Below are 23,916 nucleotides of genomic sequence, written 5' to 3' on the forward strand. Positions count from 1 at the left end.
AACGGATGTTGTGGATTCTTGCATCAGAATTTCCTGCCTGCAATTTGAATGCGGCGGATGATCCGCACCTGCGGGCTTGCCCAAAAAAACAAAAATGCCCGCTTGAATCGGGCATTAGTTGCATCAGGCACAACAACTGATCTGCGGCTGCCTGCTAGGCGGTAGTTGAAATCAGATTGCCGACAATACCGCGCGCGACCACATCGCCGACGATGGCTGAGGTCAGATCGGGATTGGATTTGAGCAGAGTGCTCAGATCGGAAGAAATGCCGCTGCTGAGGCTGCTGAAGCTGCCGGAGCCGTCATAGATGCCGCTGACGCCGGGCTCGCTGGTGATGCCCGACAAGATGCCCTGATACAGATTTTGGGTGGCCTGATCGGCAGTGAGGTCGTCTGAGGTGTCCGCGCTGCTGCCGGCATTGACGAATTCGTTGAACAAGCCGGCGGCAGTGTAGGTTTGCAGCTTGATGCCGGAGTTGGCGCCGAGGCTGACGATTACCGAAGCATCCGAAGCCAGCGATACCGCAGACTGCAGCGCCGCAGTGTTGTTCGATGCCGTCACCGCGCTGCTGCCGGTGCTGCCGCTGGAATTTGTACTGGCAGCAGACGACAAACCCGTGCCCAGGCTGGCGGTATTGGTATAGGCCGCCAGCGAATTCAGATTTGCGCTTGAGATATCGATTGCCATGTTGCTGCCGACTGCTTTCAGGATTGGTATGCCGAGGCCTGCTTCCGTTTGCGAACAACTATAGCAAAAAGCCGGCAGTATTTCAGACGTCTCTATTTTGCCCTGGGACGCCCTCGCGGCTTACGGTAATAAGCAGTGCGAACTCCCCTTTAACCTGAGCGATGCGTCTCATGCGGAGCGACCGCCCATAAAAAATGCCCGGCTGAACTTTTCGTCCAGCCGGGCATTTCATTTACAACAAGCAACATGTCTTCAATGCTTGCCGCCCTCGTCTTCGGGCTCGGTCTGCACGATGCTGACCGGCTGCCCCTTGACCCGGCGCCACAGATAAACGCCGTAGCCGGACAAACCATAGACGCAAAACAGACCGAACAAGACCTTGGACGGATCGCTGGAAATCAGTACCAGCAGCACCACCACCAGCAAGGCAGCGATGAAGGGCACTGGCTTGCGGAAGTTGACGTCCTTGAAACTGTAGAACGGTACATTGGTCACCATGGTGATACCTGCGTACAGCGTGATCACCCATGAAGCCCAGCTCAGATCGGTGCCGGCAAAGCGCAGGTCGTCCATCAGCCAGACGAAGCCGGCGACCAGCGCCGCTGCCGCCGGGCTGGGCAAACCCTGGAAATAACGTTTGTCGACGACTGCGATGTTGGTGTTGAAGCGTGCCAGGCGCAGGGCGCCGCCGGCGCAATACACGAAAGCGGCCAGCCAGCCCAGCTTGCCCATGCCGCGCAGGGACCACTCGTAGACCACCAATGCCGGCGCCGCGCCGAAAGACACCATGTCCGACAGGCTGTCGTATTGCGCACCGAATTCGCTCTGGGTATTGGTCATGCGCGCTACGCGGCCATCCAGACTATCCAGCACCATGGCGACGAAGATCGCGATGGAGGCGTAGTCGAACTTGAGATTCATCGCCATCACGATGGCGTAAAAACCGCAGAACAGCGCTGCAGTGGTAAAAGCATTCGGCAACAGATAGATTCCGCGAGAACGGCGGCGCACTACCGGTTCGCCGTCGCTATCCAGTTGCGCGGAATAGGTCTTGGGTCCGCGCAGGGACTTGGGAAACGGGATGCCGGATTTGGCTTTGCGACGTCGGAAAGTTGCCATGTATGCTTTATTTTTTGATAGTGCTTGGGGTTGTCAGAGTTTTGCTTCTGCGGCCTGAGCTTGCCGGTCGCGAATCAACACTTGAAACAGGTGAAAACCAGGCTGTCAGCTGTGCGCCGGGCATCGCTGCCACGGCGCCGCTTCAAGGTCTGATCAGAGTTCGGCCAGAATGGTTTCAGTCGCCGACACTTTTTCACCGACGCTGACCTTGGGCACAGCCGTCAGCGGCAGATAAACGTCCACCCGCGAACCGAAGCGGATGAAGCCATAACGCTGACCGCGCGCCAGCGCATCGCCCGGTTTGACGTAGCACAGAATACGGCGCGCAATCAGACCGGCGACCTGCACGCAAGTCACGCTGTGGCCACTGGCGGTGGTGATCGCCAGCGCATTGCGTTCGTTTTCGAGCGAAGCCTTGTCGAGGTCGGCGTTGACGAACTTGCCGGGGAAATATTGCACGGTCTCGATACGGCCATCAACGGGAGAACGGTTCGAGTGGACATTGAACACGTTCATGAAGACGCTGATCTTGAGCGCTTCACGGTCGGTGTAAGGATCGTGGGCGCGCGCCACCACGACGATACGGCCATCGGCCGGCGACAGCACGGCATTGGCCTGCTGCGGAATGGTGCGTGGAGGATCGCGGAAAAACTGCAGCACGAACAGCGCAATGATCCAGAACGGAATCGACCAGGCGCCGCCGATCATGGTGATCACTACTGCGACGACGATGGCAATCGTCAGGAATGGCCAGCCTTCACGGGCAATGATGGGGTGAGGATAGTGGTTGTTATTCAATGTTGCTCCGGAGGGCTGAAATATTCAAAAAGTAAAAGCGTGCTTATTCTAGACGAGCGACGCCCAAATGTAACCTGCGGGATTGCCGTTTAACAAACATCAAGAACCGCGCAAGCACGCACACCATCACGGTTTATTGCGGGTTACCCGCATTTGAGGCGCACTGCAGCAAACTGAAAACCGCCGCCGCACGGGTCGGATTTCATACGAGAGAAAGAAAATGTCGCTGCCCGCACGCGCTGAAAGCAGGCTTTGCATGACGCAACTGCAAATCGGAGAAGCCGGGCAAGATTATTTTTGTGCGGTCTGCAAATTGGCGCTACTGCGTTCTATTTTAACGGCTCAGACGATTGGCCTGGCAGATGGGAGGGAATTTGGAGAATATGCCGGCCGATAGCCGGCCGTTTTTGCGATGATCCGCTATTTCGTTTTCAATGCCTGCTCTCAGCCTTGAGCCATTCCTTTTGGTCGAGGCAAGGTATAGGAAAACCTGTGGAGAACAAAAACGGGCGTATTGCCGAGACTTTCCTCGCAATACGCCCGCCTTCGCAAACTGATTCGGCTAAGCCGGAATCATCCAGGCATGCAGCTGAATCAATTCAAATCCATTACTTGAATCTGATCTTGCCGACCATACGCATGGTCACGGTCGATTCCCCCGGCTCAAAACTCGGCTCCGACACAACTTGTTCGCTAGGCGCGTAGTCCGCCATCGCGTTCATCCTTGCCGCTTTCGGCGCGGCACCGACTTGTTCGGAAACATAGTTGCCCGAACCTTCAAAATCGACGGTCGTTACCACGGCCTCTGAAGGCGAACGATGCATCGCACGTGCGATAAAGCCAATACGCTCGTCGAGATTCTTGTAGGTCAGCTCAATCAGAGAAGCATCCAGCTTCTTGCTGGTAGCCGGACTCAATCCAAAGTGCAGACCGTTCAGCCCGAGCGTGCTCTGTACCGAGGCGATGGTCTTGGGCAGGGTCGCCAGATTGCCGGTGATCATTTCCACGTACTGCCCGACCCGCCAGCCGACGATCTGCCGCGCCTTCGGATTACGCGACGGCGTCGCCGGCTCGTTGGCATAGACCGCATAGGTGTAATAACCATAGCTCTTGAGCACGGCCTGAGGATCCTGCCTCTTGAGGATTTCCATACCCTGCTTCATCTTCTGGTTGACGCGCGAGGCTGCGACGGCCTTGTCCTTGTCCTGTTCTTCGACTTGCAAAGTGGCGTGGGCCTCGTCATTCGGCACGCTCATTTCGCCGGTGGCCGGCACTACCACTTCAGCGCCATTGGTGAGTGCCGATTGCGCATGGACGGCGGCGGAGGCGGAAACAAGCACGGAGGCGAGCATCAGATTGCGTGACATGGACATAAAAAAACTCCCGAAAATATTGACCGCGATTTGAAGCGGTCTGTATTGAAATAAAGAGCGGCGGCGGCAACCACAGTAAGCTTCGCCATGTTTGCGCAGCACCGCACTCTTGCGAGATGATCCATCGCCTTCGCCGCTCCCCGGAGCCCCACGCGCTATAAGCGATTTTCATCATGCGGCGATTGGACGTAGGTGCCACTGCTAAGTTCGGCATGAATTTGCTGCAAGTTGAAACGAGTATTTCCAGATGTAAGGGGGCGGCGTGGAATATTGAAAATGACGAGAGATATCTGAAATCATTTTTTGATTTGGTTCACGCATTGTTGGGTTGGCTGCTTGCGACGTCCTAAGCGCAGATACACGCGAGACCGTGCATTGAGCGCCGCTCATTGTGAGTAAGAGCGATCCGGTGTTAAAGCGTGACAAGATCAATCATCATTTAACACCGAGTGCCTTCGGTTCAGCGCCACGCACTAAATCAGGCGGCACGGATGACATAGACCGCCTTCCGTAGAAGTGCCTCTTTGCACCATACATAAATTCACCTCCAAACGAAAACAGGGCGATGCATCTGCATCGCCCTGCTCTCTGTTCAATCTGCGTTGACTCGCTTGCGCTCATCAATTGCGGAGTGAATTGTCGATTAGTTCTTCGACTGATCGACCAGCTTATTGGCTTTGATCCAAGGCATCATGGCGCGCAGCTTCTCACCCACGACTTCGATCTGGTGCTCAGCATTGATGCGACGACGCGACAGCAGGGTCGGCGCGCCGGCCTTGCTTTCCAGGATGAAGCTCTTGGCGTATTCGCCGGTCTGGATGTCCGCCAGCACCTTCTTCATGACTTGCTTGCTCTCTTCGTTGATGATGCGCGGGCCGGTGACGTATTCGCCGTATTCCGCGTTGTTCGAGATCGAGTAATTCATGTTGGCGATGCCGCCTTCGTAGATCAGGTCAACGATCAGTTTCAGTTCGTGCAGGCATTCGAAGTAGGCCATTTCAGGCGCGTAGCCTGCTTCGACCAGAGTTTCGAAACCAGCCTTGATCAGTTCCACGGTGCCGCCGCACAGCACGGCTTGTTCGCCGAACAGGTCGGTTTCGGTTTCTTCGCGGAAGTTGGTTTCGATGATGCCGGCGCGGCCGCCGCCGTTGGCGGTGGCGTACGACAGGGCGACGTCACGAGCGGTGCCGGACTTGTCCTGATGCACGGCGATCAGGTGCGGCACGCCGCCGCCCTGGGTGTAGGTCGAACGCACGGTGTGGCCGGGAGCCTTAGGCGCGATCATGATGATGTCCAGATCGGCGCGCGGCACGACCTGGCCGTAGTGGATGTTGAAGCCGTGCGCGAACGCAACGGTCGCGCCTTGCTTGGCGAACGGCGCGACGTTTTCTGCATAGACCTGGCCGATGTTTTCGTCCGGCAGCAGAATCATGATGACGTCGGCTTCTTTGACCGCGTCGTTGACTTCAGCCACGTTCAAGCCGGCGTTCTTGGCCTTGTTCCACGATGCGCCGTCCTTGCGCAGACCGACGGTCACCTTGCAGCCCGAGTCCTTCAGGTTTTGCGCGTGCGCGTGGCCTTGCGAACCGTAACCGATGATGGTCACGTTCTTGTTCTTGATCAGGGACAGGTCGGCGTCTTTGTCGTAAAAAACTTTCATGATTTTTCCTTGGCTAAATTTGAAGATATTGCGTATTTAAGTATTCGAATAAAGGCTGAGGTACGGTGAATCAGATCTTCAGGATCCGTTCACCGCGGCCAATGCCGGACCCGCCGGTACGAACCGTTTCAAGAATCGCGGTGCGGTCTATCGAGTCGATGAACGCATCCAGCTTGCTCTTGTTTCCGGTCAGTTCGATGGTGTAGGTCTTTTCCGTGACGTCGATGATGCGACCGCGGAAGATGTCCGCAGTACGCTTCATTTCTTCACGTTCCTTGCCTACCGCACGTACCTTGATCAGCATCAGCTCGCGCTCGATATGCGCGCCTTCAGTCAGATCGACAACCTTCACCACCTCGATCAGGCGGTTCAGGTGTTTGGTGATCTGTTCGATCACATCATCCGAGCCGCTGGTCACAATGGTCATGCGTGACAGGGTCGAGTCTTCGGTCGGGGCAACGGTCAGGGTTTCGATGTTGTAGCCGCGCGCGGAGAACAGTCCCACGACACGCGACAAGGCGCCGGCTTCGTTTTCCAGCAGTACAGAAACTATATGGCGCATGATTACAGATCCTCCGAACCGAGCAGCATTTCAGTCAAGCCCTTGCCCGCCTTGACCATCGGCCAGACGTTTTCGGTTTGATCGGTAATGAAGTTCATGAACACCAGACGGTCCTTCATCGCGAAGGCTTCTTTCAGCGCGCCGTCGACGTCGCCCGGCTTTTCGATCTTCATGCCGACGTGGCCATAGGACTCGGCCAGCTTGGTGAAATCAGGCAGAGAATCCATGTAGGACTCGGAGTAACGCGAACCGTAATCGATCTGCTGCCACTGGCGAACCATGCCGAGGAAACGGTTGTTGAGCAGAATGATCTTCGGCGTGAGGTGATATTGCTTGCAGGTCGCCAGCTCCTGGATGCACATCTGGATCGAGGCTTCGCCGGTGATGCAGGCGACGGTCGCATCCGGATTGGCCTTCTGCACGCCCATGGCGTACGGCAGGCCGACCCCCATGGTGCCCAGACCGCCGGAATTGATCCAGCGGCGCGGCTTGTCGAAACCATAATATTGCGCGGCCCACATCTGGTGCTGACCGACGTCGGACGTAATGAATGCATCGCCCTTGGTGACTTCCCAGACGTTCTGGATCACCGCCTGCGGCTTGATGAATTCATCCGACTTGGCGAACTTGAGGCAATCGCGCTCGCGCCACTTGTTGATCTGCTGCCACCAGTTGGCCAGCGCCGCCGAATTCGGCTTGGTCTCGGCGCTGTCGAGCTGCGACAGCAACTCCTGCAGCACATCCTTGACGTTACCGACGATGGGAATATCGACCTTCACGCGCTTCGAGATCGACGACGGGTCGATGTCGATGTGAATAATCTTGCGCGCATTGGAGGCGAAGTGCTTGGGATTGCCGATCACACGGTCGTCGAAGCGCGCACCGATGGCAATCAGCACGTCGGAGTGCTGCATCGCCATGTTGGCTTCGTAAGTACCGTGCATGCCCGGCATGCCGACGAACTTGTCGCTCGACGAGCGATAGGCGCCCAGCCCCATCAGCGTATTGGTGCAGGGGAACCCGAGACGATCAACCAGCTTGTTGAGCTCCGGCGCCGCATTCGCGAGAATGATGCCGCCGCCGGTATAGATCATCGGGCGCTCTGCTGCCAGCAGTAGTTGCAGCGCCTTGCGGATCTGACCCGAGTGGCCCTTGTCGACCGGCTTGTAGGAACGCATTTCCACCGCCTTCGGATAATCGAAAGCGCAGGTATGCATGGTGATGTCCTTCGGAATATCGACCAGCACCGGACCTGGACGGCCGGTGGTAGCGATAAAGAAGGCCTTCTTCATGGTGGCAGCAAGATCCTTGACGTCCTTGACGAGGAAATTGTGCTTCACGCAGGGACGTGTGATACCGACGGTATCGCACTCCTGGAAGGCATCCTGGCCGATGGCAGTCGACGGCACCTGGCCCGAGATGATCACCATAGGAATCGAGTCCATATAGGCGGTCGCCAGGCCGGTCACTGCATTGGTAACGCCCGGCCCGGACGTAACGATGCAGACGCCGACTTTTTCCGAGCTGCGCGAATACGCATCGGCTGCATGCACGGCAGCCTGCTCGTGTCGTACCAGAATGTGTTGGAATTTGTCTTGTTTGAAGATCGCGTCGTAGATATACAGCACTGCGCCGCCGGGATAGCCGAACACGTGTTCGACGCCTTCTTCAGCCAGGCAACGGACGAGTATCTCCGCGCCGGTAATCGGTTCTGAACTCATACTGCTTCCTTTCAAGGTCCATTGGAAATTGATCGGATGTTCTCTCCTGGCGAAATCCTCGCAGGTCAACTTAACGCTGGCGTCCCTTTTTTGTGCGGTCACGCCATTTCTGCGCCTCAACCGTAGTGAGGTTTGAAATGCCGCTCAACGCGACTCGTTCAGCCTTTGTACAGATGTACCCTTACGGACTTCTCGCGCTTGTGGCGCGGGTTAGAACAAACAAGCTTTATTAAAAGCGCGGTCTTTTGAAACGGCGACAACGTTATGGGAAGCACCGATAAAGAACATTGGACGCCCCATGTTTGTGAGGCGGACTGCTACGGTAATGTCTCGCTTCATTTTGGTCAAGCGAATTCCTTGGAAATCGCCGTGGCAACTCGCGTTTTGGGAGAAACAACACCACAGACAAGGGCTTTTTTGCTAGGATTCGCTCTGTTTTTTCGCAAAACCGTAATATTTCTGAAATTTTTGATATCGAATTGCGGTCACCTTTGCGCTCCTTAATTTCTGGCCCTCTTTCAACCGGGGCCGTACTGCATGGCAACTGACAAAGAATTATCCGATTTCCTCGAGAATGTCGAACGCCGCGCCTTCAAACAGGCGGTCTATGCGGTGCGCAAGGACGAAGCCGCGCTGGATATTGTTCAGGATGCGATGATCAAGCTCGCCGAGAAATACGGCGACAAGCCGGCCGATGAGCTGCCGATGCTGTTTCAGCGCATTCTGCAAAATACCATCCACGATTTCTTCCGCCGCGAAAAGGTCCGCAACACCTGGGTCAGCCTGTTTTCCAGCATGGGCGGGCGCGACAGCGAATCGCAGGACGACTTCGACCTGCTGGAAAGCTTCGAGGCCGAGGAAGGCACCGAAGCCGCTGAATCCAGTGCCGACAAGGTCGAGCGGGACCAGACCCTGGCCCAGATTGACGCCGAAGTACAAAAACTTCCGACGCGTCAACGGGAAGCCTTTCTGATGCGTTACTGGCAGGACATGGACGTGGCTGAAACCGCGGCAGCGATGGGCTGCTCGGAAGGCAGCGTCAAAACGCATTGCTCCCGTGCAACTCACGCACTGGCTCAAGCTCTCCGAGCCAAAGGAATCACACTATGAATAATAAAGAACTACAGTTTGCCTACAAGGTAAGGCACGCGCTTGATGCAAGCCTGGATGCCTTGCCTGACGACACCACCCAACGCCTGGCAGCAGCTCGCCGCGTGGCCTTGGCGCGCAAGAAAAAAGGCGCGACGGTGAAAGTTCAGCAATATTCGCTGGCCAATGCCATCGGCGGCGGCAATCTGTCGCAGCCGCAAACGCCTTCATGGCTGAGCCGCCTTGGCGTCGCTGTGCCGCTGCTGGCCGGCGTATTGCTGTTCGCCAGCTTGTATCAGCATGAACACAGCCAGCGCGTCAACGAACTGGCCGATATCGATGCCGCCGTGCTGTCCGATGAACTGCCTTTGTCCGCCTATCTGGATCACGGCTTCAATGCCTTTCTTGCTGAGCGAGGCGAATAAGCAATGACCGAGCGCGTTTCCCGGATCCCAGCGTCAACACCAAGCACTGCATCGCGCAAACCTGCAGGCGCGCGCGGCGCTGCAGCGGTTCTGATGCTGATTGGCGGCTTGTCCTGCGCCTGGGCTCTGGCACAGAGCGCTCCGACCGTGACATCTGCTCCGGCGACGCCATCGGCGGCGCCTGCAACACCGGCGTCATCGACACCAGCGCCCGCAAAGAGCACGGCATTGCCACCGGTCAAGCCTGCACCCAAAGTCGTGAAAAAGGGTGAGTTCAAGCCCTGGGGCAGCCTGCCGGCAGCACAGCAGCAAGCCCTCGACCCGCTGGTTGGCGAGTGGTCGAAAATGAGTGACCTGCAAAAAGAGAAATGGCTGGCGATCAGCAAGAAGTACGCGAAGATGAACCCGGAAGAACAGCAGCGTCTGCATGACCGCATGCGCGACTGGGTCAAGCTCACCCCTGCTCAACGCCGAGCCGCGCGCGAAAGCTTCACCCGCGCCAAACAGCTCGACGCCGAGAAGAAAAACGAACAATGGAATAAGTACCAGCAACTCTCGGAAGAGCAAAAAAAGAAGTTGGCGCAAGCCAAATTGCCAAAACGAGTTGCCAAGCTGCCGACCGCGCCAAGCAAAGCAGCCCCTGCGATCCAGTTGCCTCCCGAGGCGCTGGAACAGTCTCTGGCACCCGGCGGCATTGCTCCCCCGGTCAACAGCGGCGTGATCACACCAGCAGCAGCGGTGCAGGTCGAAAGCAAGTAAGTAGAGCTGCACTTTCCGCAAACAAAAGGCTCCGGCTGCATCTGCACCGGAGCCTTTTGTCTTTCTGGTGCCGATACCGGAGCGGCGTGCCTGTGTCACTCAGATATCCAGCCAAGCGAGCACACTCGCATCCTGCCGCACTGCCACGGCCGACGCGCGCACATGGAGAGCAAGCACAAGGCCAGCCTGCCTCGACCGCACCTCAATCAAACCATTCAATAACGCAAGCTGACCCGCCCGATATAGGCAAGCTCCGGCGATTGCATTACCATCACGTGCGGCATGCACCGGCGGCAACTTAGCCGCAGATCACAAAGCCGCCCGCGCATGCCACGACCAGAGATCGATCAACAGATCCCGATGACAATCAAAATCCCGACCGAGCGAGACACCACTTTGGAATTGCCAGCCACGCCCTCCCTGCGCCGCCGCCTCAGCAGCATGCTCTACGAATCGATGCTCTTGTTCGGCGTCCTGTTCATTTCGGGCTGGCTGTTTTCCACCTTGCTGCAGCAACGCCACGCCCTGTATCTGCGCCATGCACTGGAAGCCTGGCTGTTTCTGGTGCTGGCGGCTTACTTCGTCTGGTTCTGGACGCATGGCGGGCAGACGCTGGCCATGAAAACCTGGCGCTTTCGCGTCATCAGCAAGGATGGCAGCGCCGTGCCCTACTGGCGCGCCGCCTTGCGCTTCCTGCTGGCCTGGTTGTGGCTGATTCCCGGTCTGGCGCTGGCCTCGCTGGCCGGCAGCCAGCACTGGGCGCTGGTGGCTTTGCCGACGGCAAATCTCATTCTGTGGGCACTGACCATTCTCCTCGATCCACAGCGTCAGTTCCTGCACGACCGGCTGGCCGGCACACGCCTGGTCAATGCAGCCATTCCGCCGGTGAAAGTCAAAGCCAAAACCGTTCAGGGCCAAGCCCGGAAGTGAACCGCCTCAAGCAAAAATGCTCAGTGAGCTCGGCTCTGCCTCAAACACATGTACAGCGCCAGATGCATTCCTGGCGCCTCAGGCGCCGCGCGCCATTCGAGATCGGATGTAACAATCCTCTGCTATGCTCGGGCCGAGCCAGGGACACCCAGCCCTAAGACCAACCCGATCAAAGCCATTGCCTGCATGATTTCACGCATCGCCAGAACCCTGCTGCTGACTCAGTGCGGCATCGCCCTTCTGTTTTACCTCCTGCTGACCCGTCTCACGCCTTTGCCCGCTCCGCTATGCTTCTTGGCCTGCGTGCTGCTGGTGCTGTTGCTGCGCGCCATGATCACGGTCAACAGCTTCGCCCTGACCTGGCCCTATCGCGGCCGCAGCTCCAATCCTTCGACGCTGACCTGGCCCGCCATCGGGCGCCTGTTCGCCGGAGAATTCGCCGCAACCATGGTGTGCTCCTCCTGGGGCATGCCCTTCAAGCGCTTCGACCAGCGCGTGTATGAAGATTCGACCGCGCTGCCGGTGCTGCTGGTGCACGGCTACGGCTGCAACAGCGGCTATTGGCACTGGATGAGCCGCGCGCTGCAGGAGGCCCACATCACCCACTATGCGCTGGATATGGAACCGGTGTTCGGCAGCATCGACGGCTATGCACCGCTGATTCACGAAGCGCTGCAGCGCGTGATCGCAGAAACCGGGCAAGACAAGATCGTGCTGCTGGCGCACAGCATGGGCGGTCTGGCGGCGCGCGCTTATCTGCGCGACCACGGCACGGAACACGTGGCGCGCGTCATCACGCTGGGTTCGCCGCATCACGGCACCGCCGTCGCCAACTTCGGCGTGGGCATCAATTGCGGTGAGATGAACTGGCTGGGCCGCGCCGAAGAAGGCACCAGCAGCGAATGGCTGCAAGCGCTGGCGGCCACCGAAGATGCGCAAAAGCTGTCCTGCCTCGTGTCGATCTACTCGCTGCACGACAACATCATCACGCCGCAAATCTCGGCAAAACTGGAGGGCGCGAACAATATCGCTCTCGACGGCATCGGCCACGTGGCACTGGCGCTCGATCCAGGCGTTCAACACATGGTCATCGAAGAAATTCACAAAGCCCAGCACGACGTCTTGCAGGCGACCTCCAAGCTGCTGCGCAAACAGCGCGGCTGAGCGACCCGGGTTCATCCGCGACTACACACGCCTCACAATGAGAAAAGCCTCCGCAAGGGAGGCTTTTCTACAAGCAAAACATTTCAGTCAAAGAAAACTAAGGCGACCTTACTTCTTTGCAGAGTCCTGAATCTTTTGGCCGGCCTCTTCCACTTTTTCGCCGGTCTTTTGCGACAAGTCCTTGGCGCCTTCCTTGGCCTTTTCCATCGCGACCTGCGCGTCAGCCTTCGCCTTGTCGGCCGCTTCGCTCAGTTGAGAGCCTGCATCCTTGACCGCGCTGTCGATCTTTTTACCCATGGCTTCGGCCGGGCCCTCTTCCTTTTTCTGGCATGCGGCCAGCAAGGCTGCACCTGCACCGACAGCGACGGCGGCAACGATCAGTTTTGAAAATTTCATTTGTTCACCCTTTCAAGAAAATCAGGAGACTCGCAACAGCGCAATTGCTCAGCATCTCAAGCGCCGGCTCGTCTCAAAAACGCCATTCCGGCCGCGCAAAAAGTTAGCACATTCGCATTACGAAGCCACATGTGCAACAACATCAATTCAACAAAATCAATAATTCGACAGTCGTCGACTCCGTTCTACTGCAATCGGAAACACTTTCCAACAAATATATTGATCCAGCACCGAATTTTGCTGCGCGCGCAAGCTGATCTGCGCCCTGCACCTGCACTTAAGCGCCGCCGACGACGTCGACAAACAAAGCCAGCTCCGCCTCGCTAAAACCAGCTGCACGGCGCGCCGGGAGGTTGAAGGGGCCGCGCATCACCGGCGCCTTGTGCTGTTGCGCCAGCTCGGCAAAGGTGGCAATGGGATCGAGCGCACGCTGCTCGCATAGCCAGCCGAACCAGCGATTGCCGATGGCGACGTGGCCGATCTCATCGCGCATGATGATGTCGAGAATCTCGGCCGCAGCCTGATCGCCGGCCTGCGCCAGCTTGGCGCGCACCGGCGGTGCAGCATCCAGCCCACGCGCTTCCATCGTGCGTGGCACCAGTGCGATGCGCGCCAGGACGTCGCCCTGCGTCTTTTCAGCCATGTCCCACAAACTGTTATGCGCAGGGAAATCGCCATAGTCGAACCCCATCGTCTGCAGATGCGCGGCCAGCAGCGAGAAGTGATAAGCCTCTTCCGCCGCCACCTGCAGCCAGTCTTCATAGTAGGCACGCGGCATGTCGGGAAAACGCCAGATCGCGTCCAAGGCCAGATTGATGGCATTGAATTCGATGTGTGCCAGCGCGTGAATCAGAATCGCCCGGCCTTCCGGCGTACGCATCGAGCGCGGCTTGACTTGCCGTGGCGACACCAGTTCAGGATGCTGGGGCCGTCCGGGCAAAGCCAGGTTCGCGGGTGCGCTTAGCCCAGCCTGCACGTCCAGCGCAAGCTGGCCGGCGCCCCAAGCTGCATACAGCGCAGCTACGCCTGCGCATTTGGCCTGCGGCATTGTTGCCAGCAGCCAATGCAAGGCTCGGCCGCGTAGCTCAGGCAATGTTGGCCATTCTGCAGATGAATCATTTTCAAGAGAGTGCAATTGGTGTTCCAGCAGTGAATCCCGCCAAGCAGCGGTAAAATACGCGGTTGATAGCGCGCGCCCCATCCCCATATCGGTAAGGCTGCGCTCCCGCTCATCGAGGAGACAATTTTATTATGGCCATCTACCAATTAGACAAAGACACCCCTGAAATCCACGACACTGCATTCGTCGCCGAATCGTCGACCGTGGTTGGCAAGGTCAAGATGGAAGCGCATACCAGCGTCTGGTTCAACGTCACCATTCGTGGCGACAACGAGCTGGTCACCATAGGCGAAAACAGCAATGTACAGGAAGGCGCCGTGCTGCATACCGACGTCGGCTATCCCATGGATATCGGCAAGAATGTCACCATTGGCCATCAGGCCATGCTGCATGGCTGCACCATCGGCGATGGTGCGCTGATCGGGATTCAGGCGGTGGTGCTCAATGGCGCAAAGATCGGCAAGAACTGCCTGGTCGGCGCCGGCGCGCTGGTCACCGAGGGTAAAGAATTCCCGGATAACTCGCTGATCATCGGCACCCCTGCCAAAGCGGTGCGCACGCTCAGCGAAGAACAGATCGCAGGCATGCACGCCGGCACTGCCAGCTATGTCGAACGCGCGCAATTGTTCAAAACCAGCCTCAAGCGCATTGCATGAGGCTGACTGAAGGCGACGTAATTACGTAAAGAAAGAGGCAAGGTGAAGGCCTTGCCTGGAAGGAAAGAATGAAAGACACGCTGCAAAAATTCATCGTCGACAACGCACCGGTGCGCGGCGAACTGGTTGAAATCTCCGACACCTGGCAACAAGTGCTGGCGCGCCGCGAGTATCCGGCGCCGGTCAAGACGCTGCTCGGGCAGATGCTGGCGGCGGCAGCGCTGCTGTCGGCCAACCTCAAGTTCAACGGCGTGATCGTGATGCAGATTCATGGCGACGGCCCGGTCAAGCTGCTGGTGGTGGAATGCGATTCCGCGCTGCAACTGCGCGCCACCGCCAAGATCGGAGAAGATCAGATCGTGGCCGACGACGCCGGTCTGAACGAACTGGTCAACGCCCGCGGCCAGGGGCGCTTTGTGATCACGCTCGACCCCAAGGACAAGCTGCCCGGGCAACAAGCCTATCAGGGCATTGTGCCGCTGGACGGCGATGATGTTGCGACCGTGATCGAGAACTACATGCTGCGTTCGGAACAGCTCGACACCAAGCTCTGGCTGGCGGCCGACGGCAAGGTCTCGCGCGGCATGCTGCTGCAAAAACTGCCGTCGACAGGCGGTACTGAAGCCCTGAAGGCGCCGACCGCACAGGCCGAAGGCGACGATCTGGAAACCTGGAACCGCTTCGTGATGCTGGGCAATACCCTGCGTCAGGAAGAACTGCTGAGCACCGATATCAGCACCTTGATTCATCGCCTGTTCTGGGAAGAAACCATACGCGTGTTCGAACCGGCGCATCCGCAATTCCACTGCGCCTGCTCGCGTGAAAAGGTTGGCAGCATGCTCAAGATGCTGGGCAAGGAAGAAGTTGAAGACGCGCTGACGCAGATGGACAAGATGTCCGTCGATTGCGATTTCTGCGGCCAGCATTACGAGTTCGACGCCATCGATTGCGCGCAGTTGTTCGCCAGCGATGTCGTGGCCGATACCGAAGCACTGGCGCAAATCCGGCATTGATCTTTGCAGCCGTCAGCCTTAAGTAAGGACTGCAGCAAAGCCGGTCAACGCAAAACCGCAAGTATGAAAAAGGGAATCCCATGGATTCCCTTTTTTACGCTCAGCACCAAAAGCAACGGCTCAGGCACCGCAAAAAATACATCGCGCAATTTATTCCGTCTGCGGCGCCAGCAAGGCCAGTTGCCCGGCGTCCAGATAACACCATTCGCCTTCTTCCAACTCCAGACTGGCTAGCTGCAGGCCACCGATGGCGACGCGGCGCAAGGCGCTGCAGTGATTGCCGGCGGCCGCCAGCATGCGCTTGACCTGGTGGTACTTGCCCTGCTCCAGCACGATCTCCAGCAGATGCGTATCCAGCTTGCGGCAGGTGGAAGCCGCCAGCGGCGCAGGCTCATCGTGCAACTGCACACCGCCCAGCAATTGCGCGATCAACTCATCGGTGACGGCATCGTGCGTGGTCGCCGCATACACCTTCGGCACGTGGCGCTTGGGTGACGATTGCGCGTGAATGAAGGCGCCGTCGTCCGACATCAGCAGCAGGCCGGTGGTGTCGTGGTCGAGCCGGCCGACCGGCTGCACGTCGCGCCAGCTGAACTGTTCCGGCAGGATCGTCAGCACGCCGGGATGATGGCTGGGCTTGCGCGAACATTCAAAATTGGCCGGCTTGTTGAGCGCGATGTAGAGATGCTCCCGGTATTCCCAGTCTTCATCGAACAGATGCAAGACCAGACCGGCGGTGTCGGGAATCAGTTTGTAATCGGTGACGATCTCACCATTGACGGCGACTTCGCCGTCTTCAATCAACGAACGGCAATACTTGCGCGAGCCGAAGCCCTGCGATTGCAAAATACGGTCCAGACTCAGTTTGCTCATGCTGCCTGCTTATTCCTTGGGATGATGAATGATGGGTGCTGCAGCGTCCTTATGTTCGCCCGTGCCGGCCTGACGCAGGCCCTGCTTAGGCTCCAGAATCTGACGCGCCACGCCGCGCAGGATATTGACCTCTTCGGTCTCCAGCTGCGCGCGTGAAAACAGACGCTTGAGGCGCGGCATCAGCTTCTTCGGGTTATCCGGATTGAGAAACTCGATCGCCACCAGCGCCTGCTCCAGGTGCGCGAACATGCCTTCGATCTCGGCCACGCTGGCCGCCTGGCCCTGGAACCCGACCTCTTCCGGCGCCCGCGCATCGCCGCTGGTATGCCGCATCTGACCAGTGTGCTCAAGCGCCGTCATGCGGCATTCATACGCCAGCACTTGCACCGCCTGCGACAGATTGAGCGAAGAATAATCGGGATTGGCTGGAATATTGATCAAGGCCTGACATTTCTGCACCACCTCGTTGGGCAGGCCGAAGCGCTCGTTGCCGAAAATCAGCGCGGCGTTCAGGCCATCGTCCCGCGCGATCTGCGCGGCCAGTTGGCGCGGCGTCACCACCGGCGGCGAAAACTCGCGCAAGCGGGCGCTGACGGCGGCGGCAAAGTTGCAGTCCTGCAATGCTTCTTCGACGCTGCCGACGATGCGTGCATTTTGCAACACATCGAGTGCGCCGCTGGCAAAAGCGATCGCCTCGTCGGCGTGCACCGCATCCGGAAAGCGCGGATTGACCAGCACCAGCTCGGAAAAGCCCATGGTTTTGATGGCGCGCGCAGCCGAGCCGATGTTGCCCGGACTGCTGGTATTGACCATGACGAAGCGCAGCCGTTTGAAAACTGAATTGTCGATTGTTTGTGTGTTCATTTAAAATAGCGGGATTCGCGCCTCCCGACAGTGGCAGCCATGCGTCCCGAAAAATCCGGAAACGCCTCGCAAACCATTGTCCAGTCTGCAAGATGGGAAACCCGGCAGACTCGGCGCATCGCTCATTAATTTCATTGTCGTGATTGTTTCGCTCTCATCCGCAGCGATGGTCTGGCCTCGGCCAACTTCATTGCTGCGCACCAGCGTCGTCAGAAATCGTCCTCTCCCTTGCAAGATTGGAAAGATTTCGGCGGCGGCGATGGCAGGAACAAGATACGTCATTAACGCAATTTTAACGGAACCCTCGGAATGCTCATTCCTCCCATGCTCAATACGGCGATCAAAGCTGCTCGCCGCGCCGCCACCGTCATCAACCGCGCGTCCTTCGACGTGTCGCTGCTGAAGGTCACCAAGAAGCAGCATAACGACTTCGTCACAGAAGTCGACAAGGCAGCGGAGGACGCGATCATCGAAGTCCTGAAGACCGCTTACCCGGATCACGCGATCCTGGCGGAAGAGTCCGGCGCTTCCGATAATTTGCATGATGAAAATGAAAATGTCTGGATCATCGATCCACTCGACGGCACCACCAACTTCATCCACGGCTTCCCGCAATATTGCGTCTCGATCGCGCTGCAACAGCGCGGCATCATCACGCAAGCCGTAGTCTACGATCCTACCCGCAATGACTTGTTCACCGCCTCCAAGGGCGCCGGCGCTTATCTGAACGAAAAGCGCATTCGCGTGGGCAAGCGCGACAAGATCGCCGATGCCCTGATCGGCACCGGCTTCCCCTTCCGCGACATGGAAGGCCTGAACGAATACATGAAGATGTTCAAGATCATGACCGAGAACTGCGCCGGTCTGCGCCGTCCGGGCGCGGCTGCGCTGGATCTGGCCTACGTCGCCGCCGGTCGTCTCGACGGCTTCTTCGAAAAAGGCCTGAAGCCCTGGGACATCGCCGCCGGCTCGCTGCTGGTGACGGAAGCTGGCGGCCTGGTCGGCACCTTCAAGGGCGATTCCGACTACCTCTACAAGGGCGATGTGCTGGCCGGCAGCCCGAAAATCTTCTCGCAACAGGTTAACCTGCTGTCGGAATTTGCATAAACTGTCTGTCCGCGCAGCCCGCCGGCGCAATTGATTTGCGCCGGCGGGCTGTGAAAAAGTAGCAAACCGACAAGGCGACATCAGATCAGACAATGCCATCGGTCCTGACCAGGAGACACCATGTCCAGCACTACGCCCGACGCCGGCTCCGCTTCAGCTTCAGATGCTGTCCCCACCTCCGCAACGGTTCCCGCCAGTCTCACCGCGCCCGGCTATCACAGCGTCACTCCCTATCTGATCGTCAACGGCGCCAGCGCCGCCATCGACTTCTATCGCCAGGCTTTCGGCGCAGAAGAAGTGATGCGCCTGCCCGGGCCGCACGGCAAACTGTGGCATGCGGAAATACAGATCGGCAACGCCCGCGTCATGCTGGCCGACGAGTATCCCGAAATGGGCTTCACCAGTCCGCAGACTCTGGGCGGCTCGGGCGTCAGTCTGCTGGTGTATGTCGACAAGGTCGATCAGATCTTCGCGCAGGCGCTGGCCGCCGGCGCCATGCAATTGCGCGCGGTGCAGGACCAGTTCTACGGCGACCGCTCCGGCATGCTGCGCGATCCTTTCGGTCATGTGTGGTCGATCGCCACACATCTGGAAGATCTCAGCACCGAAGAGATCTGCCGCCGCTCGCAGAACTTTCTCAAACGCTGCGGCTGAGCTGCAGTCCGTTCACCAGCTCATCGCTCATTCTGGAATTCATCCATGCCTTTTGCCAACCGCGCCGGACGCCGCATTCACTATCAGGTCGAGGGTGAAGGGCCGCCGCTGCTGCTGCATCACGGCTTTACCAGCAGCCTGGAAGCCTGGCGCTTCTTCGGCTTCGCGCCGGCGCTGCGCGCACGCTACAAAGTGATCATGCTGGATGCGCTGGGTCACGGCCTGAGCGACAAGCCGCACGATACCGGCGCCTACGCACAGGAGCAGCGCTGCCGCGACGTCACGGCCGTGCTGGACGAGCTGGGCATAGAACGCGCCCATTTCTTCGGCTATTCGATGGGCGGCTGGGTCGGCTACGGCATGGTGCGTCACGCGCCGCAGCGTCTGGCCAGCCTGATTCTGGGTGCCGCCCATCCTTACGCCGACCTCAGCTGGGACGGCTTCAAGGAGATCGACGGCAGCGATCCTGAAGCCTTTCTGGCCGCCTTCGAAACCCTGCTCAACGAAGCCATCACGCCTCAAGTGAAGATGCTGATCCGCGCCAACGACCTGGTGGCCCTGGCAGCTGCCGCCAAACAGCCACGCCCCTCGCAGGAAGACTTGCTGCCGCAGATGCAGATGCCCTGCCTGCTGTTTTGCGGCGACGCCGACGCCCGGCATGCGGCCGTGCAGCGCTGCGCCGAACTGCTGGCGCAGGGAGAGTTCGTGAGCCTGCCCGGCGTGACGCATTTCGGCGGACTGATGCAAAGCGTACTGGTGCTGCCGCCGGTGCTGGATTTTCTGGGACGGCAAGCGGCGCTTTGAGGTAAGACGAAGCACTGCGTCGGCAGCGCAATCGAGCGCATGAACAGCAAGAAAACCACACCGTTTCCGCGGCCCAAATATTTATCTGCGGTGCAGCATGCAACTGCTATACTGCACGCCGTGCGGCACATCTCCAGTCAAGTCCGCACTCTTCCGAGTTTCACTCAAACCCGTTTGCCTGCGACTGGCGCCTTTCAATAGGCGACAGGCCGATACAATTCTCCAAAATCTACATGTCATTTTCTGCGCTCGGCTTGTCCGACGAAATCGTTCGTGCTGTTACCGAACAAGGCTATACCACACCTACTCCGATTCAGACTCAGGCCGTTCCGGCAGTGCTCTCCGGCGGCGATCTGCTGGCCGGCGCCCAGACCGGCACCGGCAAGACCGCAGGTTTCACCCTGCCGCTGCTGCAACGCCTGTCGTCGGTCCCGCGCAACAAGATCAACAACCATGTACCGATCCGCGCGCTGATCCTGACACCGACGCGCGAACTCGCTGCCCAGGTTGAAGAAAGCGTGCGCCTGTACGGCAAATATCTGCAACTGACTTCCGCGTGCATCTTCGGCGGTGTCGGCATCAACCCGCAAATCACATTGCTCAAGCGCGGCGTCGATATCCTGGTGGCGACCCCGGGCCGTCTGCTCGACCACATGCAGCAAAACACCGTCGATCTGCGCAACGTTCAGATCCTGGTGCTGGACGAAGCCGACCGCATGCTCGACATGGGCTTCATCCGCGACATCCGCAAGGTGCTGGCTGCGCTGCCAAAGCAGCGCCAGAACCTGCTGTTCTCGGCGACCTTCTCGGACGAAATCAAGAAGCTGGCCGATGGCCTGCTGAATTCGCCGGCGCTGATCGAAGTGACGCGCCGCAACTCCACCGTTGAAGTGATCTCGCAAAAGCTGCACCCGGTTGATCGCGACAAGAAGCATCCTATGCTGGCGCATCTGATCAAGACGCACTCGTGGTCGCAAGTGCTGGTCTTCACCCGCACCAAGCACGGCGCCAACAAGCTGGTCGAGCAACTGGAACGCGACGGCATCAGCTCGATGGCGATCCACGGCAACAAGAGCCAGTCGGCGCGCACCAAGGCGCTGGCCGAGTTCAAGGACGGCAAGCTGACTGCGCTGATCGCCACCGACATCGCCGCGCGCGGTATCGATATCGACCAGTTGCCGCACGTGGTCAACTACGATCTGCCTAACGTGCCTGAAGATTATGTTCACCGCATCGGCCGTACCGGCCGCGCCGGCGCCACCGGCGAAGCCGTGTCGCTGGTCTGCGTCGACGAGCGCGACATGCTGCATGACATCGAACGCTTCATCAAGCGCGAAATCCCGGTGGAAGTGATCCCCGGTTTCGAACCGGATCCGACTGCCAAACCGCAACCTATCCAGCTGCGCAGCGGCGGCGGTGGCGGCGGACGCAACCAGAATCAGGGCAATCGCCAGCGTAACGCTGCGCCACGCAGCGCCGGTAACGGTGGCGGTGGTGGCAATGGCGGCGGTCAGCGTAGCGGCAACGGTCAACACCCACGTGCAGCCAAGCCGAACGCGCCACAGCAAGCCGGCGCGAATGCCGGTGGCCCTAAGCCACGTCCACAGAACGGCCAGGCGCCGCGTCCGGTGCAAAATGCCGGTCCGAATGCAGGCCCGTCCGGTCAGGCTCAGGGCCAAGGCCAGCGCCGCAATGCGGCTGCCGGCAAGCCATCGGCACTGACGCATGGCAATCGCTCGTCGCAATCGGCACCGCGCGGTAACGGCGGCGGCAATGGCGGCGGCGGCCAATATCAGGGCAATCGGGGCAAGTAAGCCATGCGCGCCGACATCGTCAAAGCCGATCTCGACAATCCGCTGCACGCAGCGGCATTGCTGGAAACCTTGAATGCCTACGCCACCGACATCACCGGCGGCGGCGAAGCATTGTCGCCCTTTGTGCGCGAGAATCTGGCGCGCGAACTGCAACGCCGGCCTAGCGTGCACGTGTTCTTGGCCTTCGTTGAAGGTCAGCCGGCCGGCCTCGCCAATTGCATCGAAGGCTTTTCCAGCTTCGCCTGCAAACCGCTGCTCAATATCCACGATCTGGCGGTGATCCCGCAATATCGCGGACTCGGCATCGGCAAGCAATTGCTGGCGCGGGTCGAACAGGCGGCGCGTGAACTCGGCTGCTGCAAGCTCACGCTGGAAGTCCTGGAAGGCAATACGGTGGCGCGCTCGCTGTATCAGCGCTGCGGTTTCATGGCGTATGAACTGAAACCGGAAACCGGCAAGGCGATGTTCATGCATCGCGCGCTGGATGAGCAAGCCTGACGCTTGCCCTCTCTCGGCTCAGACCTGAGAGAAGAAGCTGAAAAAACGCCCGCATCTGCGGGCGTTTTTCTTTTGAGCGCAACGAGACTGCGACACGACCTATCTCGCCGATCAAACTAACTGCGATAGTCCGGCAAGTCGCCTTCTATCATGCGCAAGGCAGCTTCCCACGCCAGATTGATGATGCCGCTGGCGCCGTCGCCGTCAAACTGAGCGGCCGTGCGCAAACACACAGCCTCCGACGGCAGATTCAGCTTCGCACCGCCGGCCTGCGCCGCCACCTGCGCCTGACAGGCGCGCTCCAGAAAATAGATTTCATGGAAGGCGTCCGCCACGCTGCTGCCGGCGGCCAGCAGGCCATGATTGCGCAGGATCATGGCCTTGTTGCTGCCGAGCGCAGCGACCAGGCGTTCACGCTCATCCAGATCGAGCGCGATGCCTTCATAGTCGTGATAGCTGAGCTTGCCGTAAAACTTCAGCGCATGCTGACTGATCGGCAGCAAGCCCTGCTCCTGCGCCGCCACCGCAATGCCGGCCGTGGTGTGCGTATGCATCACCACATGCAGGTCGGGCCGCGCCTGGTGCACTGCCGAGTGAATCGTGAAGCCGGCCTTGTTGACACGCTGCGCCGGCGGTGCGCCGATGCCGGTATGCAGGGCTTGCCCGGCGTAATCGACCTTGACCAGATCGGAGGCGCGCATTTCATGAAACAGCACGCCGTAACGATTGATCAGGAACTGATCTTCATGCTCCGGCAAGCGCGCCGAAATATGCGTATCGATCATGTCGGTCATGCGGAAATGCGCGGCCAGCCGATACAGCGCCGCCAGTTCGCAACGGGTCTGCCATTCGCTGCTGTCGGCGCCGCTCAGGCCCAGCGCGCGGGCAGCGCTGTCTGCTTGCTCAGCCTGTGCGGCGGCTTGCGCCGTAGCTAGCCTGGTCATGATGCTTATTTACCCTGATTGAGTGCAGCAGGCATGGTGCTTTCCTGCAGCTTGTACTTGGCCAGCAACTTGTCGTAGACACCGTTGCGTTGCAGGTTCTTGAGTGCATTCAGGACCGCATCACGCAGCGCCGGTTCGTTCTTGGAGACCGGGATGCCGGTTTCCTGTGCGAACAGCGGCTGACCCAGCAGCACGTAAGTATTGGCTTCCATGGTCTGGAAGTAAGGCAGGGTTTCGCTGCCCTGCACCGCCACGTCGATACGGCCGGTCTTCAGTTGCGTGCGTGCATCCACCGAACCTTCAGTGCCGATTACGGTGATCGCAGGCTTGCCCTTGGCTTCGCAATTGTCCTTGCTCCAGCCGGCAATCTGGGTCGGCCAGTTGGTGTTGCGACTGGCGCCGACCTTGGTGCCGCATACATCGGCAATCGTCTTGATCCTGGCGGCATTGGCCTGCAGTGTGAAGAACTGCGGACCGGTCTTCATGTAGTCGATGAAATCAACTACCTTCTGACGTTCGGCAGTATCGCTGATGGCGACCATGGCGATATCGGCGCGGCCGGTGGTCAGCGAACTGAAGACCTGCGCAAATGCGGTTTCCTGATACTCGACCTTCAGGCCCAGCTCCTTGGCGATGGCCGCACCGAGTTCGATGTCCAGGCCCATCAGCTCGCCGGTGGCGGGATCCTTGTAGGCGATCGGCGGATAGTTGGCCTGCGAGGCGATCACCAGCTTGCCGGCCTTCTTGATGCGTTCCGGCAGATCGGCGGCGCCGGCGCTGAGGGTAGTGGCAGCGAAGGCAATCGCGCTGAGACAGAACAAGGTTTTTTTCATCAATTTCACGAGATTCCCCTTCAGGTTAAAAACGACCACATCATATGGACTG

General features: G+C 59.0%; 25 protein-coding genes. 12 read left to right on the forward strand and 13 right to left on the reverse strand.

Going from position 1 to position 23,916, the window contains the following annotated elements; all coding sequences use genetic code 11:
- Nucleotides 1-154: 154 nt before the first annotated feature.
- The 7 genes from PQR62_RS00275 to PQR62_RS00305 all read right to left on the reverse strand — a co-directional run bounded on the left by PQR62_RS00275 (nt 155) and on the right by PQR62_RS00305 (nt 7,921).
- Nucleotides 155-688 (reverse strand): hypothetical protein, encoded by a 534-nt coding sequence (locus PQR62_RS00275; protein ID WP_408153599.1) that lies wholly within the window; start codon nt 686-688, stop codon nt 155-157.
- Nucleotides 689-940: 252 nt separating this feature from the next.
- A complete protein-coding gene (gene pssA, locus PQR62_RS00280) occupies nt 941-1,807 on the reverse strand; it encodes a CDP-diacylglycerol--serine O-phosphatidyltransferase (RefSeq protein ID WP_408153601.1) in 867 nt (288 codons plus the stop codon).
- 153 nt (nt 1,808-1,960) lie between these two features.
- Entirely contained in the window at nt 1,961-2,605 is a 645-nt protein-coding gene (locus PQR62_RS00285; protein WP_408153603.1) for a phosphatidylserine decarboxylase, read from the reverse strand.
- Nucleotides 2,606-3,213: 608 nt separating this feature from the next.
- Nucleotides 3,214-3,978 carry an SIMPL domain-containing protein gene (locus PQR62_RS00290; RefSeq protein ID WP_408153605.1) on the reverse strand — a complete coding sequence of 255 codons (765 nt, stop codon included), beginning with the start codon at nt 3,976-3,978 and terminating at the stop codon, nt 3,214-3,216.
- A 643-nt stretch (nt 3,979-4,621) separates the two neighbouring features.
- Entirely contained in the window at nt 4,622-5,638 is a 1,017-nt protein-coding gene (gene ilvC, locus PQR62_RS00295; RefSeq protein WP_408153607.1) for a ketol-acid reductoisomerase, read from the reverse strand.
- Nucleotides 5,639-5,708: 70 nt separating this feature from the next.
- Nucleotides 5,709-6,200: an acetolactate synthase small subunit gene (gene ilvN / locus PQR62_RS00300; protein WP_408153609.1), complete on the reverse strand. Its 492-nt coding sequence runs from the start codon at nt 6,198-6,200 to the stop codon at nt 5,709-5,711.
- A 2-nt stretch (nt 6,201-6,202) separates the two neighbouring features.
- Nucleotides 6,203-7,921, reverse strand: a complete 1,719-nt coding sequence (locus PQR62_RS00305; protein ID WP_408153611.1) for an acetolactate synthase 3 catalytic subunit — start codon at nt 7,919-7,921, stop codon at nt 6,203-6,205.
- A gap of 537 nt (nt 7,922-8,458) precedes the next feature.
- On the opposite strand from PQR62_RS00305, the gene PQR62_RS00310 reads away from it, so the two are divergent.
- From PQR62_RS00310 to PQR62_RS00330, 5 genes are all read left to right on the forward strand, one after another.
- Nucleotides 8,459-9,031, forward strand: a complete 573-nt coding sequence (locus PQR62_RS00310) for an RNA polymerase sigma factor (protein WP_408153613.1) — start codon at nt 8,459-8,461, stop codon at nt 9,029-9,031.
- On the forward strand, nt 9,028-9,435 hold the full coding sequence (locus tag PQR62_RS00315) for a DUF3619 family protein (protein ID WP_408153615.1): 408 nt from the start codon (nt 9,028-9,030) through the stop codon (nt 9,433-9,435). Before PQR62_RS00310 ends, PQR62_RS00315 begins: the two co-directional genes overlap by 4 nt.
- Before the next feature lie 3 nt (nt 9,436-9,438).
- On the forward strand, nt 9,439-10,194 hold the full coding sequence (locus tag PQR62_RS00320; protein WP_408153617.1) for a DUF3106 domain-containing protein: 756 nt from the start codon (nt 9,439-9,441) through the stop codon (nt 10,192-10,194).
- A gap of 360 nt (nt 10,195-10,554) precedes the next feature.
- Nucleotides 10,555-11,124: an RDD family protein gene (locus PQR62_RS00325; RefSeq protein ID WP_408153619.1), complete on the forward strand. Its 570-nt coding sequence runs from the start codon at nt 10,555-10,557 to the stop codon at nt 11,122-11,124.
- A 186-nt stretch (nt 11,125-11,310) separates the two neighbouring features.
- Nucleotides 11,311-12,288 (forward strand): alpha/beta fold hydrolase, encoded by a 978-nt coding sequence (locus PQR62_RS00330; RefSeq protein ID WP_408153621.1) that lies wholly within the window; start codon nt 11,311-11,313, stop codon nt 12,286-12,288.
- Between the two features lie 108 nt (nt 12,289-12,396).
- Here PQR62_RS00330 and PQR62_RS00335 read toward each other — a convergent pair whose 3' ends face one another.
- Nucleotides 12,397-12,684 carry a hypothetical protein gene (locus PQR62_RS00335; protein WP_408153623.1) on the reverse strand — a complete coding sequence of 96 codons (288 nt, stop codon included), beginning with the start codon at nt 12,682-12,684 and terminating at the stop codon, nt 12,397-12,399.
- 277 nt (nt 12,685-12,961) lie between these two features.
- Complete coding sequence (locus PQR62_RS00340; RefSeq protein ID WP_408153625.1) at nt 12,962-13,732, reverse strand: ferritin-like domain-containing protein; 771 nt, start codon at nt 13,730-13,732, stop codon at nt 12,962-12,964.
- A gap of 203 nt (nt 13,733-13,935) precedes the next feature.
- On the opposite strand from PQR62_RS00340, the gene PQR62_RS00345 reads away from it, so the two are divergent.
- On the forward strand, nt 13,936-14,460 hold the full coding sequence (locus PQR62_RS00345) for a gamma carbonic anhydrase family protein (protein ID WP_408153627.1): 525 nt from the start codon (nt 13,936-13,938) through the stop codon (nt 14,458-14,460).
- A gap of 68 nt (nt 14,461-14,528) precedes the next feature.
- Nucleotides 14,529-15,473 carry an Hsp33 family molecular chaperone HslO gene (gene hslO, locus PQR62_RS00350; protein ID WP_408153629.1) on the forward strand — a complete coding sequence of 315 codons (945 nt, stop codon included), beginning with the start codon at nt 14,529-14,531 and terminating at the stop codon, nt 15,471-15,473.
- A 150-nt stretch (nt 15,474-15,623) separates the two neighbouring features.
- Here hslO and PQR62_RS00355 read toward each other — a convergent pair whose 3' ends face one another.
- Together PQR62_RS00355 and PQR62_RS00360 are read right to left on the reverse strand one after the other, a co-directional pair.
- Nucleotides 15,624-16,346, reverse strand: coding sequence for a pseudouridine synthase (locus PQR62_RS00355; protein WP_408153631.1), 723 nt, complete (start codon nt 16,344-16,346; stop codon nt 15,624-15,626).
- Between the two features lie 9 nt (nt 16,347-16,355).
- A complete protein-coding gene (locus PQR62_RS00360) occupies nt 16,356-17,210 on the reverse strand; it encodes an RNA methyltransferase (protein ID WP_408153633.1) in 855 nt (284 codons plus the stop codon).
- Between the two features lie 309 nt (nt 17,211-17,519).
- Between PQR62_RS00360 and PQR62_RS00365 the strand changes: the two genes are divergently transcribed.
- The 5 genes from PQR62_RS00365 to PQR62_RS00385 all read left to right on the forward strand — a co-directional run bounded on the left by PQR62_RS00365 (nt 17,520) and on the right by PQR62_RS00385 (nt 22,087).
- On the forward strand, nt 17,520-18,317 hold the full coding sequence (locus tag PQR62_RS00365; protein WP_408153635.1) for an inositol monophosphatase family protein: 798 nt from the start codon (nt 17,520-17,522) through the stop codon (nt 18,315-18,317).
- 120 nt (nt 18,318-18,437) lie between these two features.
- Complete coding sequence (locus tag PQR62_RS00370) at nt 18,438-18,971, forward strand: VOC family protein (RefSeq protein WP_408153638.1); 534 nt, start codon at nt 18,438-18,440, stop codon at nt 18,969-18,971.
- Between the two features lie 45 nt (nt 18,972-19,016).
- Nucleotides 19,017-19,775, forward strand: coding sequence for an alpha/beta fold hydrolase (locus PQR62_RS00375; protein ID WP_408153640.1), 759 nt, complete (start codon nt 19,017-19,019; stop codon nt 19,773-19,775).
- A gap of 233 nt (nt 19,776-20,008) precedes the next feature.
- Nucleotides 20,009-21,589: a DEAD/DEAH box helicase gene (locus PQR62_RS00380; RefSeq protein WP_408153642.1), complete on the forward strand. Its 1,581-nt coding sequence runs from the start codon at nt 20,009-20,011 to the stop codon at nt 21,587-21,589.
- 3 nt (nt 21,590-21,592) lie between these two features.
- Nucleotides 21,593-22,087, forward strand: coding sequence for a GNAT family N-acetyltransferase (locus PQR62_RS00385; RefSeq protein WP_408153643.1), 495 nt, complete (start codon nt 21,593-21,595; stop codon nt 22,085-22,087).
- Between the two features lie 116 nt (nt 22,088-22,203).
- On the opposite strand, the gene PQR62_RS00390 is transcribed toward PQR62_RS00385, so the two are convergent.
- Entirely contained in the window at nt 22,204-23,031 is an 828-nt protein-coding gene (locus tag PQR62_RS00390; protein WP_408153644.1) for a class II aldolase/adducin family protein, read from the reverse strand.
- Nucleotides 23,032-23,036: 5 nt separating this feature from the next.
- Nucleotides 23,037-23,864: an ABC transporter substrate-binding protein gene (locus PQR62_RS00395; RefSeq protein WP_408154655.1), complete on the reverse strand. Its 828-nt coding sequence runs from the start codon at nt 23,862-23,864 to the stop codon at nt 23,037-23,039.
- Nucleotides 23,865-23,916: the final 52 nt, after the last annotated feature.

Source organism: Herbaspirillum lusitanum, from assembly GCF_046025995.1.
Classification (GTDB): domain Bacteria; phylum Pseudomonadota; class Gammaproteobacteria; order Burkholderiales; family Burkholderiaceae_D; genus Herbaspirillum; species Herbaspirillum lusitanum_A.

What these genes read in the sequence shown, in the direction of transcription:
- PQR62_RS00275 (WP_408153599.1), bottom strand. Translation starts at nt 688, where the DNA reads ATGGCAATCGATATCTCAAGCGCAAATCTGAATTCGCTGGCGGCCTAT.
- pssA (WP_408153601.1), bottom strand. Translation starts at nt 1,807, where the DNA reads ATGGCAACTTTCCGACGTCGCAAAGCCAAATCCGGCATCCCGTTTCCC.
- PQR62_RS00290 (WP_408153605.1), bottom strand. Translation starts at nt 3,978, where the DNA reads ATGTCCATGTCACGCAATCTGATGCTCGCCTCCGTGCTTGTTTCCGCC.
- ilvC (WP_408153607.1), bottom strand. Translation starts at nt 5,638, where the DNA reads ATGAAAGTTTTTTACGACAAAGACGCCGACCTGTCCCTGATCAAGAAC.
- ilvN (WP_408153609.1), bottom strand. Translation starts at nt 6,200, where the DNA reads ATGCGCCATATAGTTTCTGTACTGCTGGAAAACGAAGCCGGCGCCTTG.
- PQR62_RS00305 (WP_408153611.1), bottom strand. Translation starts at nt 7,921, where the DNA reads ATGAGTTCAGAACCGATTACCGGCGCGGAGATACTCGTCCGTTGCCTG.
- PQR62_RS00310 (WP_408153613.1), top strand. Translation starts at nt 8,459, where the DNA reads ATGGCAACTGACAAAGAATTATCCGATTTCCTCGAGAATGTCGAACGC.
- PQR62_RS00315 (WP_408153615.1), top strand. Translation starts at nt 9,028, where the DNA reads ATGAATAATAAAGAACTACAGTTTGCCTACAAGGTAAGGCACGCGCTT.
- PQR62_RS00320 (WP_408153617.1), top strand. Translation starts at nt 9,439, where the DNA reads ATGACCGAGCGCGTTTCCCGGATCCCAGCGTCAACACCAAGCACTGCA.
- PQR62_RS00325 (WP_408153619.1), top strand. Translation starts at nt 10,555, where the DNA reads ATGACAATCAAAATCCCGACCGAGCGAGACACCACTTTGGAATTGCCA.
- PQR62_RS00330 (WP_408153621.1), top strand. Translation starts at nt 11,311, where the DNA reads ATGATTTCACGCATCGCCAGAACCCTGCTGCTGACTCAGTGCGGCATC.
- PQR62_RS00335 (WP_408153623.1), bottom strand. Translation starts at nt 12,684, where the DNA reads ATGAAATTTTCAAAACTGATCGTTGCCGCCGTCGCTGTCGGTGCAGGT.
- PQR62_RS00340 (WP_408153625.1), bottom strand. Translation starts at nt 13,732, where the DNA reads ATGCCGCAGGCCAAATGCGCAGGCGTAGCTGCGCTGTATGCAGCTTGG.
- PQR62_RS00345 (WP_408153627.1), top strand. Translation starts at nt 13,936, where the DNA reads ATGGCCATCTACCAATTAGACAAAGACACCCCTGAAATCCACGACACT.
- hslO (WP_408153629.1), top strand. Translation starts at nt 14,529, where the DNA reads ATGAAAGACACGCTGCAAAAATTCATCGTCGACAACGCACCGGTGCGC.
- PQR62_RS00355 (WP_408153631.1), bottom strand. Translation starts at nt 16,346, where the DNA reads ATGAGCAAACTGAGTCTGGACCGTATTTTGCAATCGCAGGGCTTCGGC.
- PQR62_RS00360 (WP_408153633.1), bottom strand. Translation starts at nt 17,210, where the DNA reads ATGAACACACAAACAATCGACAATTCAGTTTTCAAACGGCTGCGCTTC.
- PQR62_RS00365 (WP_408153635.1), top strand. Translation starts at nt 17,520, where the DNA reads ATGCTCATTCCTCCCATGCTCAATACGGCGATCAAAGCTGCTCGCCGC.
- PQR62_RS00370 (WP_408153638.1), top strand. Translation starts at nt 18,438, where the DNA reads ATGTCCAGCACTACGCCCGACGCCGGCTCCGCTTCAGCTTCAGATGCT.
- PQR62_RS00375 (WP_408153640.1), top strand. Translation starts at nt 19,017, where the DNA reads ATGCCTTTTGCCAACCGCGCCGGACGCCGCATTCACTATCAGGTCGAG.
- PQR62_RS00380 (WP_408153642.1), top strand. Translation starts at nt 20,009, where the DNA reads ATGTCATTTTCTGCGCTCGGCTTGTCCGACGAAATCGTTCGTGCTGTT.
- PQR62_RS00385 (WP_408153643.1), top strand. Translation starts at nt 21,593, where the DNA reads ATGCGCGCCGACATCGTCAAAGCCGATCTCGACAATCCGCTGCACGCA.
- PQR62_RS00390 (WP_408153644.1), bottom strand. Translation starts at nt 23,031, where the DNA reads ATGACCAGGCTAGCTACGGCGCAAGCCGCCGCACAGGCTGAGCAAGCA.
- PQR62_RS00395 (WP_408154655.1), bottom strand. Translation starts at nt 23,864, where the DNA reads ATGAAAAAAACCTTGTTCTGTCTCAGCGCGATTGCCTTCGCTGCCACT.